Origin of the sequence: Pectobacterium aquaticum, assembly GCF_003382565.3 — a bacterium.
GTDB classification, from domain to species: Bacteria; Pseudomonadota; Gammaproteobacteria; order Enterobacterales; family Enterobacteriaceae; genus Pectobacterium; species Pectobacterium aquaticum.
The window spans coordinates 2,278,379-2,295,759 of record NZ_CP086253.1; the positions used below are offsets into that span (position 1 = coordinate 2,278,379).

At 46.8% G+C, this 17,381-nt stretch carries 19 protein-coding genes and 1 pseudogene; 6 read left to right on the top strand and 14 right to left on the bottom strand.

What is annotated here, in order from left to right:
- Positions 1 to 256: 256 nt before the first annotated feature.
- The 4 genes from DMB82_RS10500 to DMB82_RS10515 all read right to left on the bottom strand — a co-directional run bounded on the left by DMB82_RS10500 (position 257) and on the right by DMB82_RS10515 (position 8,081).
- Positions 257 to 2,719 carry a putative virulence factor gene (locus DMB82_RS10500; protein ID WP_116162983.1) on the bottom strand — a complete coding sequence of 821 codons (2,463 nt, stop codon included), beginning with the start codon at positions 2,717 to 2,719 and terminating at the stop codon, positions 257 to 259.
- Complete coding sequence (locus DMB82_RS10505; RefSeq protein ID WP_116162985.1) at positions 2,716 to 5,703, bottom strand: virulence factor SrfB; 2,988 nt, start codon at positions 5,701 to 5,703, stop codon at positions 2,716 to 2,718. Before DMB82_RS10505 ends, DMB82_RS10500 begins: the two co-directional genes overlap by 4 nt.
- Positions 5,704 to 5,705: 2 nt before the next feature.
- Positions 5,706 to 7,103 (bottom strand): SrfA family protein, encoded by a 1,398-nt coding sequence (locus DMB82_RS10510; RefSeq protein ID WP_116155253.1) that lies wholly within the window; start codon positions 7,101 to 7,103, stop codon positions 5,706 to 5,708.
- Between the two features lie 288 nt (positions 7,104 to 7,391).
- On the bottom strand, positions 7,392 to 8,081 hold the full coding sequence (locus DMB82_RS10515; RefSeq protein ID WP_102116525.1) for an expansin EXLX1 family cellulose-binding protein: 690 nt from the start codon (positions 8,079 to 8,081) through the stop codon (positions 7,392 to 7,394).
- A gap of 215 nt (positions 8,082 to 8,296) precedes the next feature.
- On the opposite strand from DMB82_RS10515, the pseudogene DMB82_RS10520 reads away from it, so the two are divergent.
- Both DMB82_RS10520 and DMB82_RS10525 read left to right on the top strand, forming a co-directional pair.
- Positions 8,297 to 8,383: pseudogene (locus tag DMB82_RS10520) on the top strand (OsmC family peroxiredoxin); the annotation flags it as partial.
- Between the two features lie 355 nt (positions 8,384 to 8,738).
- On the top strand, positions 8,739 to 8,924 hold the full coding sequence (locus tag DMB82_RS10525) for a hypothetical protein (protein WP_116162987.1): 186 nt from the start codon (positions 8,739 to 8,741) through the stop codon (positions 8,922 to 8,924).
- A gap of 129 nt (positions 8,925 to 9,053) precedes the next feature.
- Here the strand turns inward: DMB82_RS10525 and DMB82_RS10530 are convergent, their stop codons facing one another.
- From DMB82_RS10530 to DMB82_RS10570, 9 genes are all read right to left on the bottom strand, one after another.
- Positions 9,054 to 9,293, bottom strand: coding sequence for a HigA family addiction module antitoxin (locus DMB82_RS10530; protein ID WP_116162988.1), 240 nt, complete (start codon positions 9,291 to 9,293; stop codon positions 9,054 to 9,056).
- Positions 9,294 to 9,434: 141 nt separating this feature from the next.
- Complete coding sequence (locus DMB82_RS10535; protein WP_116162990.1) at positions 9,435 to 10,646, bottom strand: type II secretion system protein GspD; 1,212 nt, start codon at positions 10,644 to 10,646, stop codon at positions 9,435 to 9,437.
- Positions 10,643 to 11,674: a zonular occludens toxin family protein gene (locus DMB82_RS10540; RefSeq protein WP_116162991.1), complete on the bottom strand. Its 1,032-nt coding sequence runs from the start codon at positions 11,672 to 11,674 to the stop codon at positions 10,643 to 10,645. Before DMB82_RS10540 ends, DMB82_RS10535 begins: the two co-directional genes overlap by 4 nt.
- Positions 11,675 to 11,677: 3 nt before the next feature.
- Complete coding sequence (locus DMB82_RS10545; RefSeq protein ID WP_116162993.1) at positions 11,678 to 11,965, bottom strand: DUF2523 family protein; 288 nt, start codon at positions 11,963 to 11,965, stop codon at positions 11,678 to 11,680.
- An 8-nt stretch (positions 11,966 to 11,973) separates the two neighbouring features.
- On the bottom strand, positions 11,974 to 13,182 hold the full coding sequence (locus tag DMB82_RS10550; protein WP_125176103.1) for a hypothetical protein: 1,209 nt from the start codon (positions 13,180 to 13,182) through the stop codon (positions 11,974 to 11,976).
- Positions 13,183 to 13,394: 212 nt separating this feature from the next.
- Entirely contained in the window at positions 13,395 to 13,628 is a 234-nt protein-coding gene (locus DMB82_RS10555; protein WP_116162996.1) for a hypothetical protein, read from the bottom strand.
- 7 nt (positions 13,629 to 13,635) lie between these two features.
- Positions 13,636 to 13,833 (bottom strand): hypothetical protein, encoded by a 198-nt coding sequence (locus tag DMB82_RS10560; protein WP_125176106.1) that lies wholly within the window; start codon positions 13,831 to 13,833, stop codon positions 13,636 to 13,638.
- On the bottom strand, positions 13,830 to 14,102 hold the full coding sequence (locus DMB82_RS10565; RefSeq protein ID WP_116162998.1) for a single-stranded DNA-binding protein: 273 nt from the start codon (positions 14,100 to 14,102) through the stop codon (positions 13,830 to 13,832). The genes DMB82_RS10560 and DMB82_RS10565 overlap by 4 nt, the downstream gene beginning before the upstream one ends.
- A 26-nt stretch (positions 14,103 to 14,128) precedes the next feature.
- Complete coding sequence (locus tag DMB82_RS10570) at positions 14,129 to 15,244, bottom strand: phage/plasmid replication domain-containing protein (protein ID WP_116162999.1); 1,116 nt, start codon at positions 15,242 to 15,244, stop codon at positions 14,129 to 14,131.
- A 135-nt stretch (positions 15,245 to 15,379) separates the two neighbouring features.
- On the opposite strand from DMB82_RS10570, the gene DMB82_RS10575 reads away from it, so the two are divergent.
- The 4 genes from DMB82_RS10575 to DMB82_RS10590 all read left to right on the top strand — a co-directional run bounded on the left by DMB82_RS10575 (position 15,380) and on the right by DMB82_RS10590 (position 16,901).
- Positions 15,380 to 15,583: a hypothetical protein gene (locus DMB82_RS10575; protein WP_116163001.1), complete on the top strand. Its 204-nt coding sequence runs from the start codon at positions 15,380 to 15,382 to the stop codon at positions 15,581 to 15,583.
- A 160-nt stretch (positions 15,584 to 15,743) separates the two neighbouring features.
- Positions 15,744 to 16,010 (top strand): hypothetical protein, encoded by a 267-nt coding sequence (locus DMB82_RS10580; RefSeq protein WP_125176108.1) that lies wholly within the window; start codon positions 15,744 to 15,746, stop codon positions 16,008 to 16,010.
- A gap of 2 nt (positions 16,011 to 16,012) precedes the next feature.
- Positions 16,013 to 16,516: a hypothetical protein gene (locus tag DMB82_RS10585; protein WP_116163004.1), complete on the top strand. Its 504-nt coding sequence runs from the start codon at positions 16,013 to 16,015 to the stop codon at positions 16,514 to 16,516.
- A 199-nt stretch (positions 16,517 to 16,715) separates the two neighbouring features.
- Positions 16,716 to 16,901: a hypothetical protein gene (locus DMB82_RS10590; protein ID WP_116162987.1), complete on the top strand. Its 186-nt coding sequence runs from the start codon at positions 16,716 to 16,718 to the stop codon at positions 16,899 to 16,901.
- Positions 16,902 to 17,030: 129 nt separating this feature from the next.
- Here the strand turns inward: DMB82_RS10590 and DMB82_RS10595 are convergent, their stop codons facing one another.
- A complete protein-coding gene (locus DMB82_RS10595) occupies positions 17,031 to 17,270 on the bottom strand; it encodes a HigA family addiction module antitoxin (protein ID WP_116162988.1) in 240 nt (79 codons plus the stop codon).
- Between the last annotated feature and the right edge of the window lie 111 nt (positions 17,271 to 17,381).

Here is a 17,381-nt window from a genome sequence, read left to right on the forward strand (position 1 = left end):
ACCACTCCTGTTAAGGTCACCCACTCCCACGCGGTGGAAATGGCTAACAGATAGAGGAACGTCAACGCTTATTAATTGAAAGATATCAACTTAGGTATAGATTGAATCCACCGTTCGTCAAATAAGATTTTGAGGAATGGCTAAGGGTGAGAAGTACATACGGAGGGATGGTATTGCAGAAAAAAAGAAAACATGGCGCAAAATGTAGTGACAACGTCACGCCATGTTTCCTGGGTCGACAGCGGTAGACTGAATGTTATTTCTCAGCGGGTTTAATCAACGTCAGAATCGTGCCCAACTGCTCACGCTGTTCCGCGCTGACTTCGCGCGCAGCGGAATAGCCCGCATTCTGAATAATCATCTCATTCAGGCCAACCAGCCAGTCATAGATATAAAACGCCGTATTATTGGTGGGCGTCAGCGACAGTTTGGTTAAGCGCTGAGAAGCACCGAAGCTGACCGCCTGTTTTTCGGGTTTGGCGAAAATCTTATGACCGCGATTGATGCGGCTGGCAGGGCGCAGGGATTCATCAAGCTGCTGGAAGCCTAGCCAGGCAACGAAGTCACCAAGAATAGTCAGCACGCGTGAAACCTGACGATCGGCTTTATTCTCGCGGTTGATGCCCAACTGCTCGCCGTCGACCAGCATATCGACCAGCGCCTCTTCGATCCGTAAGCGGATGCTGCCGGTAATCAATTCTTCGACCAGCATTTCGATCGTCGCTTTCGGCACGTTCAGCAGATCGAGAAACGGGGCATTTTCCGGCAGGCCGCGTAGATAGTTAATCCAGTAACGATAAACGGCATGCGCATAATCCGCCTCATAGCCGTGATCGATGGTCAAAATTGGTGGTGCAGGCTGATCGATCGCGATCGGTTCATCGGCAAACAGATCGATTTCGATCCCGACACCAAACGGATCGCTATTGGCCGACGGGGCAGAAAGGTCTTCGACATCGGCGTTGAAACCGCCATAGCTTGCCCCTTTTTGTTGCAGATACAGACGACGCAGTTCATCACGCGAAGGCAGCAGCCGTTCCAGCAGTTCACCGTGTACGCCGGTGCGAGTCTGGAGCGATTTGAGCAAGGTTTCTGCGATGCGCTGTTTTTCCGCCGGATCGTCAACATCAACGGGCAGATACCAGTTACCCAGCAGGTTATCGCTGAGTTCACGTTGAAGCTCGCTAAGCTGTTCGCTGATGCGCCCCAGTTTTACATCTCGGTGGACTTCCGCGCCCAGCCACGTTGCCATCCGCGCTACGCCGCGTTTATCCATTGCCAGCATCGTTCCCCAGGCGTCGCCCGGATTACCCACATAGCGCTGTACCGCGGCATCATAGTTTTGCCCGTGCGTAATACGGCGATCGTGACGGGTGACCGCCCAAATCAGCCCCGGTTTACGGTGACTACGCACCTGTGCGTTTTCGCCTTGCGTCTGTTTAACCCAGTGATCCAGCGCCTTGCCGACCACTTTAACGTCGGATCGGTTGCCTGCGGCGCTGCATACCATCAGTACGTTCATTTCCTGATTATCGGTATAGCGCTCCAGCAGATAGGCGCGTTTCGCACGCAATAGCGTGTGCGCCAGTGGATGTTGTGTGCTTTGCTGTGTTGCTGGTGGCGCGTTCCGCGTCTCGCGGATCTCACCAAAGCCGGGGAAATCCAGTACATCAACCTGCTCGAACAGCGCTTCTTTAGGCGGCAAATGCAGTGGGATAAGCAACTCCGCCGTCAGCATCGTTAACTCAGCCAGCGAAAGCTCCGTCGTTTTCCCCGCACGGCCATTCTGAACCGGCCGCACCAGCACGCCGGGATCGTCGGCGCTGTGCAAGCGTTCCAGCGCCGAACCGTCGATTAGACCGTCTGCCGGATTTAACTCATCATCCACCAGTATCCGCAGCGGTGCTAACAGCTTGCGCGTACTGGCCAGATGTTGCAGCGTGTGGCTGAAATGACGATAGGCGGTGGTCAGCGAATTCAGCTCGCCCCACAGTACGGAGAAGAGTTGGGCGCGATCGTCAACGGTGAGGTAAGGCGCTAATTCAATCGCAACCGGCCAGAAGTGGGCTTCCAGCTGTTTTTGCCGTTTAACATCGTGACGCGCGAGATAGTCCCAGAGTTCGACGACTTCATCGCGGCTCATCCCCTCAACGGATTCTGGCTGACGGTGCATCAACAGGGTTTTAATGTGTTCGGCAATATGGCGCTCGTCCAGCTCTTCAAACGTGGTCTCTTGATTGAGATCGTTTAAAAACGCGTTGGCCATGATCTTGCCGATATCCAACTCGCTGAGCAGTTGCAACTGAACGGGGAACGATTTGTTCTTCACGCCCGACTGTCTGCTAAAGCGCGTGACGAGCGCGGTTGCTCGGTCGGACGGATTAATATGATCGATAAAATCCAGCGATTGCCCCTCAAACGAGGTTTCCAGCTTGCCGTTTTCGCCCCCGGCCAGCGATGTGATCAGGTAGGACTTTCCCGCCTGAGACAGGCCAAAAAAGCCGATGGCAATGTCTTTCTGCGCCACGTCGGACAGATGCTGTGCTTTATTGTGATTGCGGCGCAGTTTGACGATCAGACGGTCAGCTTCGATATCCAGACGCGGGGCATTCTGGCGTGTGCGGTCAACCCAGTCGATAGCCTGTTCAACACCTTGCACGACGGCCTGTAGCTGGCCGTGAAGTCGGGTAGAGAGCTGTTTGGGCGTTAATCGTTTCATTTTTTAAATACACTCCCACTATCGATCCAATAATGGGTCGCACCTGAGCCGTTAGCGGATAATGTGTTCAATTTTAGTCGTAAATGATGTGGTGGAACGCGCGTGCCGTCTTCCAGCACCGCATCGGCAATCTCAAAGCGCTCGGGGCTGTCTTGATCGTCGCTTTTCGTCACGGCCAACCGGACGCGCAGCTTACTGTCGCCGACGACCTTGCGCGCTAAATCCTGATCGACGATTGAGAGCATATAGAGCGAAGATGCAGGCCAGCGTTCGTTGTCCAACTGGCGGAAGCCTAGGCAGAGTGAACCACGCACCTGGAAACTGAGTTTCGGGTCAAGCTCGAAATCCGGCGCATCCAGATCGATATCGCTGTAGTAAACGTTATCCAGCGTCAGCGCGTTGCTGCTGTCCATCATGCCGAGGTAGCGCACCGTAGAATAAGGTTGGAAATCACCAACCTTAAAGTAAAAGCCCGGCAGGCGCAGATCGAGCGCCAGCAGGCACAGCATCGCGCCGACGGCGGCAGTGGATTTTGGGTTATCGATGCGCCCGCGTTTGTTAAACGGATACCAGTCATTGGTGTGATAACCATCGAGCGACAGCATCCGGTTAATCGGCAGCGGTTGCAGGTGGCGGAACAGCGCCTGAATTCCTGGGAAGCGCGAAGGGCGACCGGTCAGCAGCAGTACATCGCACGAATACAGCGATACCACTTCAGACATTAGGCGCAGATTCTGCGTGATGTTCATTTTGTTAGACAGGAATTCGCCGTGCAGCTTGTTTAGTTTAAGAATCAGCGGCACCTGCAAAATATCGAAGACTTTGTCGCTGACTGGCAGTTCGCGCTGCACTTCCGTATTGATGTATTCCAGTACTTTTTCCGTTGGTACCTGTTCCAGCAATTCGCCGAAGGTCGATTCGATCTCGGCGCTGGTGTCTAGTGGATCAAAGCGCTCATAGGTTTCAAGAATCGTACGGCCGATCGGGATGAATACCTGCAATGTTACCTGCTGACGCAGCGTGAGCTGTGCGTCCATACGGCCTTCATTGCCAAACAGCTTCGCCATCAGTGCATCTGGGCTGGCCATTCCGGCGGTTTTCAGCGCGGCCTGTAGCGCGGGGAGGATATAAAGCTGAATCACATCCAATAAAATATCGTCGCCCGCGACCTTAAAGCCTTCACGGAACAGCAGGCGCGGAATAATTTTAACGTTGTTGCCGACACCGTCATCGAGCAGATATTGCGTAATGGCGAGGTCAGTGGTGCCGCCACCGATGTCGATTGAGGCAATGCGCAGCGTTTTGCCCGCAGGTTCGCCCTCATCGAGCTCTTTATCGGGGCGCGCCATGCTGGCGAAGAAATCTTCCGCACGGCCGCCAAAGTTCACCTGCGCTTCGTTATACAGGTAAACCATCTGTCCGCATGTGGCTTCATCCCATTCGATTTGCACGTCAGGCACCGGAACTCGGCTCTGCTGCTTGTCGGCTGGCGTGGTGAAATCCTCATCCATCGGGTGCCAATCCATCGCTTTCCAGACCAGCGCGATCGCTTCATGCATGCGGCGGCGGAAAATTTCACGTTCGGGTTTCGGCATCGCGGAAGGCAACGTCAGAATGATATTTCGCAACTGGCGCGGTGCGCTGCTGTGGATCATCTTCAACCGCTGAGCGGCGCTGTTCATCTGCATCAGCGCTTGGGCCAGCAGTTCGGAGAGCATGAATGTCATGATCGAACTGCGGCTGTAGTGCGGTGAAAACACCGGTAGGCGCTCTTCCAACGGCTGGTTGTAGAGCGGCTGGCCTTCATCATTCAGCATGATGGTCAACGGCATGGCTGTCGCTAACGGTTCAGTCTGCGAATGGGCATCCGTCTGGCTAAAACGCCAGCCTGGTGCATAGCTTTCTTCGTCCCACAGATAGCGGCGCGGGCTGGAAATACCACTCGATCCTTCCGTTCCCTGACGCAGCAGCGCCATGTGGCTGGCTTCGCGTCCGACGCGAGTGATTGACGGCCAGATGAACGCGTCATCACGACCGCTTTCCACGGAGAAGTTGTCTTTACCGAACTTCGCCTGCGAGAACTCAACGCGGCTCTCAAACAGTTCGTTGTACAGATAATGTGGCTCACTCAGATCGCGCAACTGCAGTTCATAGGTCTGTTTCAGGCCGTTGCTTTCGTCCGCATGGTCCTCAACCAAAATGCCACAGGTGTGCGAGTTACCGACGTCTAAAATCAGGTCAACGTTGACCGCCGGTTCCTGCAGCGTGCTGGTATTGATGCGAATTTCTGGTATTTCGAGCTGGTTGCCCAGCATATCCAACACATTCAGGTAATGTGCCTGATATTCAAACCCTCTGAGTGCCACTTTTATATCGTGGCTGTCACGGTTTTCCAGCGCTTTAACCCGCTGAGTAAAGACTTCGCGCAGCCAACCGTCTACCCAGGTTTCATCAAGAAATTCACCCAGCTCATCGCTGTGATAGGCCAGCGCGAAACTCCCGCCAGTTTTGATGTCATTGGCATTAGGTGCCAGCGACTCGAACTCGTGGCCTTCTGGATAGGTTTTGGTATCGAATGCCAGACAAATGCGGTGCGTGTTGCCGTCCTGATCAGGCTTATCCAACGCAAGAATCTGCATTCGCGCCCAGTTATCCGGCCCGCCCATGAAAGTGCGCGGCGGGTTAAAGCGGAAGAAGGGCAGCGGCAGCCAAATGTTCTCTAGCAGCTTCAGCGATTGCTCAAGCGAAATACTCAGTTCAGGCTTCACGACTTCCGGCGGCATCCCAGAGGCAGAAGGCAGCAGGAATTTGTCCGACTGTTCATCGTACAGTAGGTGCAGCAGGGGGCCGTTAGCACTTTTACGTACATAGCGGTTAGGTTGTTCAGCCGAAAATCGCGGCTTTAAAGCAAAATCCAAAAACTGAATTCCACTGTCCTGAATCAACGTAATGCGTTGTTTATAATCGGTAATCGTCGCCAGCATGATTATTTACTCTCGCGCTTTATCGTCATCGGGAAAACGGTATCTGTGTCGTAACGACCGATACACTCCGCCGCGGTGCCGGAAGCGCCTTGTTTACAGACCAGTTCTGGCATTTGGAAACGAGAATTATCGGAACAGCGGGCACCGGAGCGACTGTTGATGATCAGATTGCCAGAGCTCATTAATCCTGCTTCAACATTGGCGTGACACGTGACGCCGTCACCGTGAGTGATACGCGCAGTACCTTTTCCATTTTGAATCTGGTAACGCAGGCTAGGCGGCCTGCCCGTAATCGGGGCTTTGCTATCAACAATGACGCGCCAGTTGCCGTTCAGGAACTTGATGGAGCCAATTTTCACCGCGTCGGCTGGCATGACCAGATCATCTTTGCCTGCAGGAATCGCTGGCACTTGCTCGACAACGGGCTCAATTGGTGCAGCAGCAGGCTCTTGCGGTTCCGTGACCGCAGGCGCTTCCGGTTTGGCCGCATATGCTACAGGTGCCGTAGCGATTGATAGCTCAGCGGCTTTCACGACCTCTTTTTCTGCAGCAGGGGGAACAGGTGTGCTTTCTTGCTGTGGCGCAGATTCAGCCGGAGTAGAAGAAGGCAGGGCACGTTTTTCTGGCTTGACCGTCGCAGCTAAATCGGATGTTGGCTTGTCGTTTTGTCCTGACATGCAGCCCCGTATTTGCAGTGACAACATCGCTAATAGCGCAGCGGCAGGCAACAGCCACCACAGTCGGAAGAACGGCGCACGAGCAGTCACTGCCGCAGCGGCGACAGGCGCAGGCGTTGGCACGATGGGTTCCGGTGGGCTGGTAAGATGTTGTTCTGGCTCGGGAACGGGTTCAACCAGCGGTAATGTTGGGGCGCTTGCTGCGGGGGCGGGTGCAACAAAAAGCGGTTCCGCTTCCTTGATGAGCGGTCGCAGGCAGTCTAATGCATCAAGTCGGGATTTTTTATCGAGATTGACAAAGCCCCAGAACGTTAAGACCGGTTTACCATCAACCAAATAAACGTGGTTTGCTCCAGGGAACTGTATCGCTTTTGCCAGCAGGACACCGAAAAGTTTCTGCCCGGCTTTTTCCGCATTTTGCGCACGTTGGCTGATGTCAGCAACAGCAGCTTGATAAGTTTCCAGTAACGCCAGCGCCTTTTCTCGTTCTTCTTCGCTCGCGGCAATCCAGGAGGTGACTTTTCCGTCAACCGGCGAATACCAGTCAATGCGGTCGCCATGCTCGTTGGGTTGGGGAATCGCCAGACAGTCGGCAATCTGCTGTTGTTTTCTGAGACGTAACGTTTCCCGCAATTGAAGTGCTGATGCATAAACTGGCTGCCCGTTCTCACCCAGCGCCAGAAAATCATCCAAACTTCCACTACGTAAAAATAATTTTGCCACGCAAAAGAGACCTTTTGTAATGATGCCTAAAGCAGAAAATAGAGTGTAATCTGCGACAGGGTATACTGTAGTGCGAATGATGGCGAATCAAACGCTTAAAGAAGTGATAAAACTAACAAATATTTGAGTAATAGAAAAAGTGGGAAACAGGAAGTTTACGCACGTGCAGCAGATGACGTCCAGATAATATGATGAAAACGTTGATAAAAACGATGCCTTCTCTTTCAGGCGTGATTTACAGAAACGAGGGATGCTGAGCGACGTCAGCCTCCCTCAAGGCAGTGAAAATTAAAGCTGGACGTTACCCGTGATCAGGTAAGCGGATGAGGTGCTTTGTGACATCGGCGGCAGCGTATCACTGAGGACATTGCCTTTTACGTCGGTAAATTCAATGGGAATATCGTTCATTCCAACGTGCTCAACAATAAAGTGGTTATAATCGGTTTTCTGCGCAGCAATCCATTGGTTATTGCGCATATATTTCATCTCAATAACAGGATATTTCACGTTCCTGAATTGCACCGCAGCCCAATAAGGGTTTGAACCTTCCTTTATTCGATAAATAACGTTGCCCTTTACCGGCGCTTCGATCAGCGTCCAGTCGATATTAATTTTCCCCTCTCGTAGATCGCCTATTTTCTCAAACGCGTTAAACGATAAATCCAGCGCACAATCACCACCTTCAGGATAGAGGTCCGTGACATAAACCACTGTACTGCCTTTTGGTCCATTCACTTTCAGGTAAGCGCCAGCCAGCGACGCCTTCACGCCGCGATAATCCAACTGGTTCCGATTTAATGCCGTGATCTCCATGTTCTGCGGGATCGGATCCAGCAAAAGGGCACCGCCCTGATAGCCAGAGCCCGTCGCAGTGGCGTAGCCGTAACAGATGTCGTCCAGTTCCCACTGGGCGTGGGCGGTATTAATCAGGGGAATAACGCATAATGCAGACAAGGCTAATGAGGTTATTTTATTCATGTTTCACATCCAATATGATTCAAGATTAATAACATAGGTGAGTGGTAAAATAAAAAACCAAAACGGGAATCCATTTTTTGGCATATTGATAATATGGGGTTTTGTATAAATAGGCAAATAGGCTTTATCTTAAAAAAGTAAAGCAGTGAATATATCACTAGGTTTATTTCTATAGAGTGAAACAATTATATATGTGAATAATCGATTTGGATTTAGATAGCATCATCCAAAAAGCGAAGGCGGGCTGCCCGGTGTCAAAAGTGCTCAAAGCCGAGATTACGCAGGAGTATCAGTTGAATTAAGGACAAGTCGCTGAACGAAGGCTGTTCCATGCTTTACCGATAAAACTGATGTTGATAAAAATGCTTACTAGCGTCCGACCTGAATAAAGCCCTCAAAAAAACACATGGATATGAAGGAAGTAGCTCTAGACATAACTGCTGCAATGAAAAGGTGAGCGACGTTTTAACTACATGATTTCCAGTGGAAAGGATTGATTCGTGAAGTAATTGTGCATTAAACAATATTTAACATAATATACATTATGCGAACCAAAAGAAGCATTCGCGGAAACTGGCCGTTACGTTGAGTAAATCCCCGCATCCACAAAACTCTTTTTTGCCTATAATGCACTGAACTAAGCGACGAGTTTAAATCATGGCGATGGCAATTCTACAAACTGAACAGGAATATCTGGCGGCTCTCTCAGAGGTTGAACCGCTGTTCGATCTCGACATGACTGTAGGTTCGGCTGAAGAAAACCGATTTCTATCGTTATGCACAGCCATTCATGAATACGAAAAAAAACATTTTACTGAGTGCTACAAAAAACAGCGCAGCTAATCTGCCGCGCCGCAATCATTACCCAGAATAAGCTCAGGAACTATTGCGGCTTGGCCAACGGCGGACAGCAACAAAAGCAAGTTTTGTTACTGACCGTCGTTATCATAAAGAGATTATGCGCGATGCGCATCAAACACCCTGTGACGCGCCCCATGCATCATACTGCGATTGTATCCCCAGCCACATTTCAGCGCTGACATGCAGAGCTATTTCTAACTGTGCAGCAATGTCTGGCGTGATCTTCATATCGCCGCTCAAGAGCTTTTCTACTATGTCCTGCGGCAAATTAAGCTGCTTTGCCGTTTCTGCAACAGAATGATGGCCGAGATATTCCCGTAACACGTCAGCAGGATGCGATGGATTATGCATAATATTATGAGTCTCAGATTTTATCACATTGATTAATAATGTTTTTTAATTTTGCGAGCAATATAAATCTTGCGCATGCGCAAGAAATAGAAGGTTCCGGTTAGTGTACTTACCTCCTCGCAAGCTGCGGGGGTAAGCACGCTAACGCTTCACCTTCTTGGCTTGCAGAACAACCACAATATCTGTCTTGCTCTGCTCCGATCCTTTGGTGCTGAATACGGAAGGTAAAAATGACAAGCCCGTATTCTGGTCAGTCGATTTATTATCAGCCAAACCGCCAATCAAAATGATATCGCCATCGTTAACTGAGACCGATGTTTGAATATTGCGCTTCATCAGTGTTGGCGAGTTATTCACGCCAGTATCGGTTTTGGCGAAACTGGACAGTTCCTGGCTAATCGTCAGGTCGATGATCTGAGCGCGAACCTCAGGGAAAACGTTAAAAATGACACCACTGGAACGGTATTCGACGGACTGTACCGCATTTTGTCCCTGAAACGTCACATTGCTGATCACCGGCACATCAGAGCCGACTGAGAAACTGGCCGTGCTGCCAGAACGTGCCCGGAGAGATGGCGAACTGACAACCCGAAATCGACTATCAGTGTTGAATAACTCATATAACGCATTGAGATTGCCCGAAGAAAATTTCACAAAGTTATCCATGCTGGCGTTGCTGCCAGATGATCCTATCTGGATCGAAAAACGTTGATTTAACAGTTTAGCCGCGATCGCCAAACCGGAGCCGTTACGTTCTGTGGTCTGGACTTCATAGACATAACCGCCGACATAGATTTCATCACTGGGGGTATCAACGGAAGGAATAACCTGTTGTAACCGTTGAATATCTTCTGATGTGCCATAAAAAACCAATACATCACCCGGCGCAGACACATTAAAGCCATTTTGCACTGTCAGCGAGTTGTTAATGGTGCCAGAACGATTATCTGACACGCCAAATTTACCCTCTGGAACAATGCTGGCCAGCACCGATGCCAGATAAGCAACACTGCGGTATTTTGGTTGATAAACATAGGGATTTTTTGGCGTTTTCTTCTCAATCACAGGCAAATTATAGATGTAATCGACACCATTTTTTGAGGATACACCGATGTTCATATTCTGGAGATAACGCGTGAAAAAGTCCCGTGCATCCTGATCTTCCGTGATATGAAACGATACCAAGCGGTTATCAGTAATGACTTCTGGGGCAAGCATAAACGGCCGCTTAAATACCTGAGAATAAATGAAGGTGACGGATTTGGGCAGCGATACACCATCCAGTTGAAAATCAACACCTTTCGCCAATACCGCTGGCGCCATAAAAAGCATGAAGAACAATGATTTATTCATTTCATACTCCCGCTAAAATAGGTTACTCGTTCGTTATCTATCAGCGCATACATCATCATCCCCTGCCCTATAAAAACCTCTTTGCCAATCAACCGGAAAACTCCATTGCTGTCAGAAATAATGACGAAATCGGCCCCATGAGCTTTTAATGTGCCAGAAATTTTCCACGTTCTGGACAGCGGTAGTGTCGCAACTGGTGGTGAAGGTGCCGCCACAGAAGATAAAGGCGCTGCTGGTTCTGTTTTTTGTGCATGCACAATTTTTTGATTATTTTCCTGCCCTCGGTTAAGGAAGGAATAAACAAAGAAAATAGCGACGGAGATCGACATGATGGAGAAAAAAAGCACAACCCAGAGTTTGGTCTGACGAAAAATGTTCTGCCTTTTATCAACACGCGCCTCTTTGGCATTCTTCTCATCATGAGAACGGTACAAAGAAAAATACTGTGGGTTATATTTTTCCTGATAGCTGGACGTCAGATATTTTGTAAAAGGTTTTGCCCCCATATAAACATCGACGCGATACCGTTTAGCCAATCCTAACGCCAGATGTTTTTGCATGCGGTATGTGGTTTCAATACGTGATTTAATAAAACGGCAGAGCGTCCCCAAATCCTGAGAGATAACGACGATATCACAGGTAAATCCGCTATCCTTATCTGAGAAATGGCGATGTTCAGCAAAAAAAGAACGATGCCCCTTCAGCAACATTTTATCTGTTTCCCAGAAACGCCATGCTTCGTCAATACAGATTAAATCACCGGGTTTGCAAAACGTATCACCTGCCCCTTTATAAGGCAGAAAGTCTTCCTTATTGACATCATCATCAGAAACCGGAATAACAATGCCGGGTGTAATATCTTTTAGTTTTTCATCATTAAGAATGAACTTCATAAAGTTATCATGGGTTACTCCTTCAATGTTCGTCACAATACGACGACCATTTAGAAAAGCAGGCAGCATAACCGAACGAACCACTTCGTATGTTTTGCCTGACCCATTAATGCCAATATACGCGGTAATCGACATAATTTACCCTATCAGCGGAATGCGTCGAATAATGAATCGAGTCAACCAAGCTGAAAGTACAATTTTAATCCCATATGGCAACATCATCAGATTGGCGAAATACCAGACCGAATCAGGAAATTGTGCAAAGACTTCCCGAATATTTATATCGACGGGTAATCGTTCCTGAAGCAAGGGAATAGCCTCAGAAACGAAAAGGTAAATTGCAGTGAAAAATACGAATTTAATGACGATACTTTTAAATAACCAGACAAGAATAGAGTTTAATGCGGAAATAAGAATACCAAACATAATCTCACCTATGCACTGAGTATGATTCGTAAAGCTGCAAGTGACCAGAGAATAGAAGCAAACAGTTGTATTAATGTTCGGAATTTCTCAAGTAAAGTACAATGCGCATCTACTGTGAAAGTTCGGTTATTCCATTCAAAGGAATACGTTGGACATTGTGCGGTTCTGACAGGAATATCGTAATTTTGCAGAAAAGGCATTAAGGAAAAAATGGGGCTCAATATATCCCGTCCGGTGGGTATATTTGATAACTCCGGTGGTGATATTTTAGGGTCTGTTCCTATCACGGTATTATTACCGGATGAAGGAACTGATTCAGCAGGTAGTTCACCCGTAAAAGTGGCATCAGGTTGAATAAAATCCCCCACGGTTGGTTTACTCGATGATGCTGCGGATACATCTGCGGCGGTAATCGGATCACTGGCTGGATACGTTTGCGGTGAGGCAGATTGCCAAATCTTATTCGCTATTTCAGCCGTCACTTCTGGGGATAATTGCGTATCGAGTTCAGCTTGGGAAATACCATCAATCGCTTGCTGTATAGGCAATGATGTCACTGTGTATTGGTCTGTTGATGGTGAATAGTTTTCCTGACAGGAGGCAATCGCTTTGGATGAGTTACTACAATTAACAAGATTAGCGCTACCTGTTTGCCACACATCTTTTTTATCAGCGTCTCTATAAATCACTACGGTTCTTAAATCCTCACGTGTGCTGTCACGTTCATAGGAACGAATTTCATATGCTTTACAGTAATCGCTATTAAGAGAACATATATTGGCTAGTACTTCAGCCAGAGTGGATCCATCATTAGCACGATATTTCCAATAAACGCCTTTGACCCCCACTTCTTTCGACGGATCGTAGACCTTCACTTGTACGGTCGATTCATCCATAAAGAACCATGCTAATGCCCCTGAAGCCGCTAAGATAATCAGTTTGCCGCGGCCAACCAAAGCGCCACTCAGCATCGTACTCATCCACGAACGACCCGTAACCGTCCCCAATCGTAACACGGATGATGATTGTGCTATGGAAGCAGATGATTTACTGATATCCGTTAGCGTACTGTAATAACGTGGATCATTGACGGAAAAGCCGCGTGAAATGAGTTTACTTTTAACGGTATCATTAATAGCCGTGGTGACATGACTGGCTGAATAAGCGAATACGGATGGCGATAATAACAATGAGGCAATTAACAACGGGATCTTCATATCATTCACCATTTGAAAGAATATCAGATGTAATTAAATAGCATTATAAAAAGATGAGATAATTAGTCGTTAACCTTTAAATCCAACAATAACAGCCCAAGCAGATAGCAGCCCCCAAGCAAAGACAATGATAAGAATATTATCAGCCATATAGCACCTCAGCCATGCACAAAGGGGGATATGACTCCCCCCACTTTTGTGCATGCACAAACTTACGCACCGCGCACCATTGAGCGAATATGTCGGATACCTGCGACAGCTAACGCAATACCGATAGCTCCGGCAGCTATCGACATTAAAACAGCAATCACGCTGGAGAAATCAATATTTGCCACCAAGGGAGCAAAATCAATAGAACCGGAGGTTGTTTCGGCGGCACTGACAGATTGCACTGCAACCATTGCCGGAATAACCAATGTATTAACAGCAATACGTTTCATTTTCATAATTCACCTATGTGTTTTTAACAGCACGAACAATAATTCCGAGTGTATAAGAGACTAACCATAAACTCAGAATTGAGGAAAATCCGACACCCCAGACTTGAGCTAAATAGACATAATCCAGTTGGGCGATATTTTCTGAAATTGTTAATGTTATTTTGCTACATACTGCTGAGGGGTCACAAATGGAGCCTTGAATGTCAGTCATTTCTTCTCTTCGGGGATCAATACGATACGCCCTATTTGAAGTTGATTATAAGAGCCAACCCGAAACGATGACGAATGTAACGTATAGAAACCTGCCTGATAAGCTGGCTGTCCCTCTTCAAGGTTTATTTTAATTAGTTCGGGATAATCCCCGCCTAACCAAGCATACCCCAATTGCTCAAACATTTTATATTCTTTCCCGGTTTTTGCTGATACCCCAGAACGGGAATCAAATGTTACCTGAGACGGTTTTATTTCAACTCTGATCATTTATCATTCTCCATTATATATATAATTTAAGCAACACGTAAAAAATTAGATTTTCGATACCATTCAGGAATTGGACAATCGGATACAACGACCTCTCTTTTATTACGTACAAATACCGGACTAAATTTTGAAATATTACAGCGTTGGGCAATATCAATACCTATCTTGCGTAATCTGGCTCGATGCGTTTGAACCTGTTTTTTGTCAAAATTAAAACTATGACCGTGCATCCATTGGATAGCATACATAGCGGTGGTATTGGCTGAACGGGTGTTATCAACGACGCCCTGACGGATTAAATGTTCGCTAATAGTATCAAAGTCCATAGACGTCACCATTAATGATTTATCAAGAGATATAAACGCATCATGTAGCGTGGTTAAAATTGAATAGTCAGTCAATCCCCAGAACAACAAGCCATGTTTTTGCAAAAAACGCGATTTCAGTTTTTGTTCAAAGCGAACAACGCCGTTTTCTTCACAAAACTCAATAACGCGCTGTAAATAACGCACTTCATCAGAATTTTTACCAAATCTGTTTTCAATCTTACATAAAGCATGCAATTTCAATTCATGAGCTTTGTTATACACCGTGGGGTAAATTAATGTGGCGTTGCCCTTTTTTGATAACCAGTCAACAGATTTACCGTTGCTATGTAATCTGGGCATACTATTTCGATAAGGTAATGTCGATAACCCAGAAATATAGTCATCTTCATTCGCCTTCCCTACCCCACGATTTGATGTTAAATGAATTTCCCTGATGCAAGCGCCGTCAGTTACCAGTCCTGCTCGTTCATTTTCTTTTGCCTGACGGGGCCAAATTTTGGTGCATTTGGTGAATGCAGGCAGCCCCAATTCAGAAAGGATCGTGTTATAAACCTGTACGCAGGCATCAATAGTATGAATACCAAAGAGATTTTCTAAGCGATTCCAACGTGAAGGATTGCCTGACATTTTCAGCACAGAGCCTCTCACAGAGATAGACACCTGATCGCAGAACGATCCTTTATGTTGGAACACCGGTTGGCACAGATCGCTGGCCTCCCCACTATCAACGTGGATTCGTAGATAAGCGACATCGCTCAGAATGGGTAGTTGATACCCAAAATCCTGTTCGATAGTCAGCCAGTCGAAGAACATCCGCGCCTCTTAATATGCATGCATACAGTTATGCCATGAAAAAAATGTATCACTTGTCATGCATGTATGCAAGCGTAACCTTACGAGAGCATAACTGTTTAACTATAATGCTCAGAGACAAAAGATGAGGTATCTATGACCACACCCAAACGAACAACGATGGCCATCGTGGCAGAGCGCAAGCTAAGATTAGAAAGAATGGCAATAGATGCTAGCCATACTGCTGGCCGTGCGATCACCTGGACGGATATAGTGAATCATCTGATTGATAACTATGCCAAAGATGCGGCGAAAGACCTCATTCACGCCAGTAAGGCATCCAGAGAGACGTCAGAGTAAAAAAGATAAAAACCGTGGGAAACCACGGTAAAGTTCGGGTGTCACTGAACCCCGAACCGCTTCGCGGTGAAGTTATTGACGAATGAATCTTGTCGAAAAACACAATGATAAGAACTTATGTTTTTAAATAAAAGTGGTATTTAACTCAAGGAGTATGAAATTGACCTCAAAAGAATATGCTCAAAAAATAGCAACCCAGTTATGGGATGCACCACATAACTATAAAGAAATATTAATAAATGCTGAACGTGTTATCAATAATGCCTTCCTTACCAAGGAAGCCAAACAACGATTTTGGGTAGAGCTGTATCATTACCTTGGCGGTAATAAAAACATATCGACAGCCAGTCAAGATTCAGCAAAATTACATGAATTAATAGCAAAAGCCAAATCGATTGTCGTGCAAAAAACACAGCAAGGTAACTGAACATGACAACTGAAAATTACAATGTTATATCCCTGATTGTTTATATAATTTCGGCGGTAATTGCTTTAGGCATGCTAAAAGTTGCAATTGCTCAATTAGATAAATTAACTTATCAAGTTAAAGAGGCTGTAAAATCTAATGAAGAAGCAATAAAATCAAATAGAATCAATGAGTTAGGTGCATTCCTTGAAATGGAGAGTCAGATAAAAACAAATAGGCTGGAATTATCAAAGGCAAGCATTCACGCTTTGGATTTAAAAGACAAGGGAAAACAGGATGAATTGGACTCTGCATCTTTATATCTCAATGAATGCATCGAGAATTATTTAAATTCATTGGATAGGTTATGTTTTTGCATTATTAAAGGTTATTTTGATAATGATGATATGAAAATTGAATACAGACATGTACTAAATGACGCAGTAAAAGAGAATCCGACATATTTTCAGCAATCATCTAAGCATCGAAATATTATAAAGATCCATGAAAAATGGGCAGATAGTTAATGGTTCGCATAATGACGTTATGCTAAAGAGGCCGCTGCGGGATTCGATTTTCGCAGCGGCCTTTTCAACATAACGTGTCGTACATTATGCGAACCAAAAGAAGCATTCGCGGAAACTGGCCGTTACGTTGAGTAAATCCCCGCATCCACAAAACTCTTTTTTGCCTATAATGCACTGAACTAAGCGACGAGTTTAAATCATGGCGATGGCAATTCTACAAACTGAACAGGAATATCTGGCGGCTCTCTCAGAGGTTGAACCGCTGTTCGATCTCGACATGACTGTAGGTTCGGCTGAAGAAAACCGATTTCTATCGTTATGCACAGCCATTCATGAATACGAAAAAAAACATTTTACTGAGTGCTACAAAAAACAGCGCAGCTAATCTGCCGCGCCGCAATCATTACCCAGAATAAGCTCAGGAACTATTGCGGCTTGGCCAACGGCGGACAGCAACAAAAGCAAGTTTTGTTACTGACCGTCGTTATCATAAAGAGATTATGCGCGATGCGCATCAAACACCCTGTGACGCGCCCCATGCATCATACTGCGATTGTATCCCCAGCCACATTTCAGCGCTGACATGCAGAGCTATTTCTAACTGTGCAGCAATGTCTGGCGTGATCTTCATATCGCCGCTCAAGAGCTTTTCTACTATGTCCTGCGGCAAATTAAGCTGCTTTGCCGTTTCTGCAACAGAATGATGGCCGAGATATTCCCGTAACACGTCAGCAGGATGCGATGGATTATGCATAATATTATGAGTCTCAGATTTTATCACATTGATTAATAATGTTTTTTAATTTTGCGAGCAATATAAATCTTGCGCATGCGCAAGAAATAGAAGGTTCCGGTTAGTGTACTT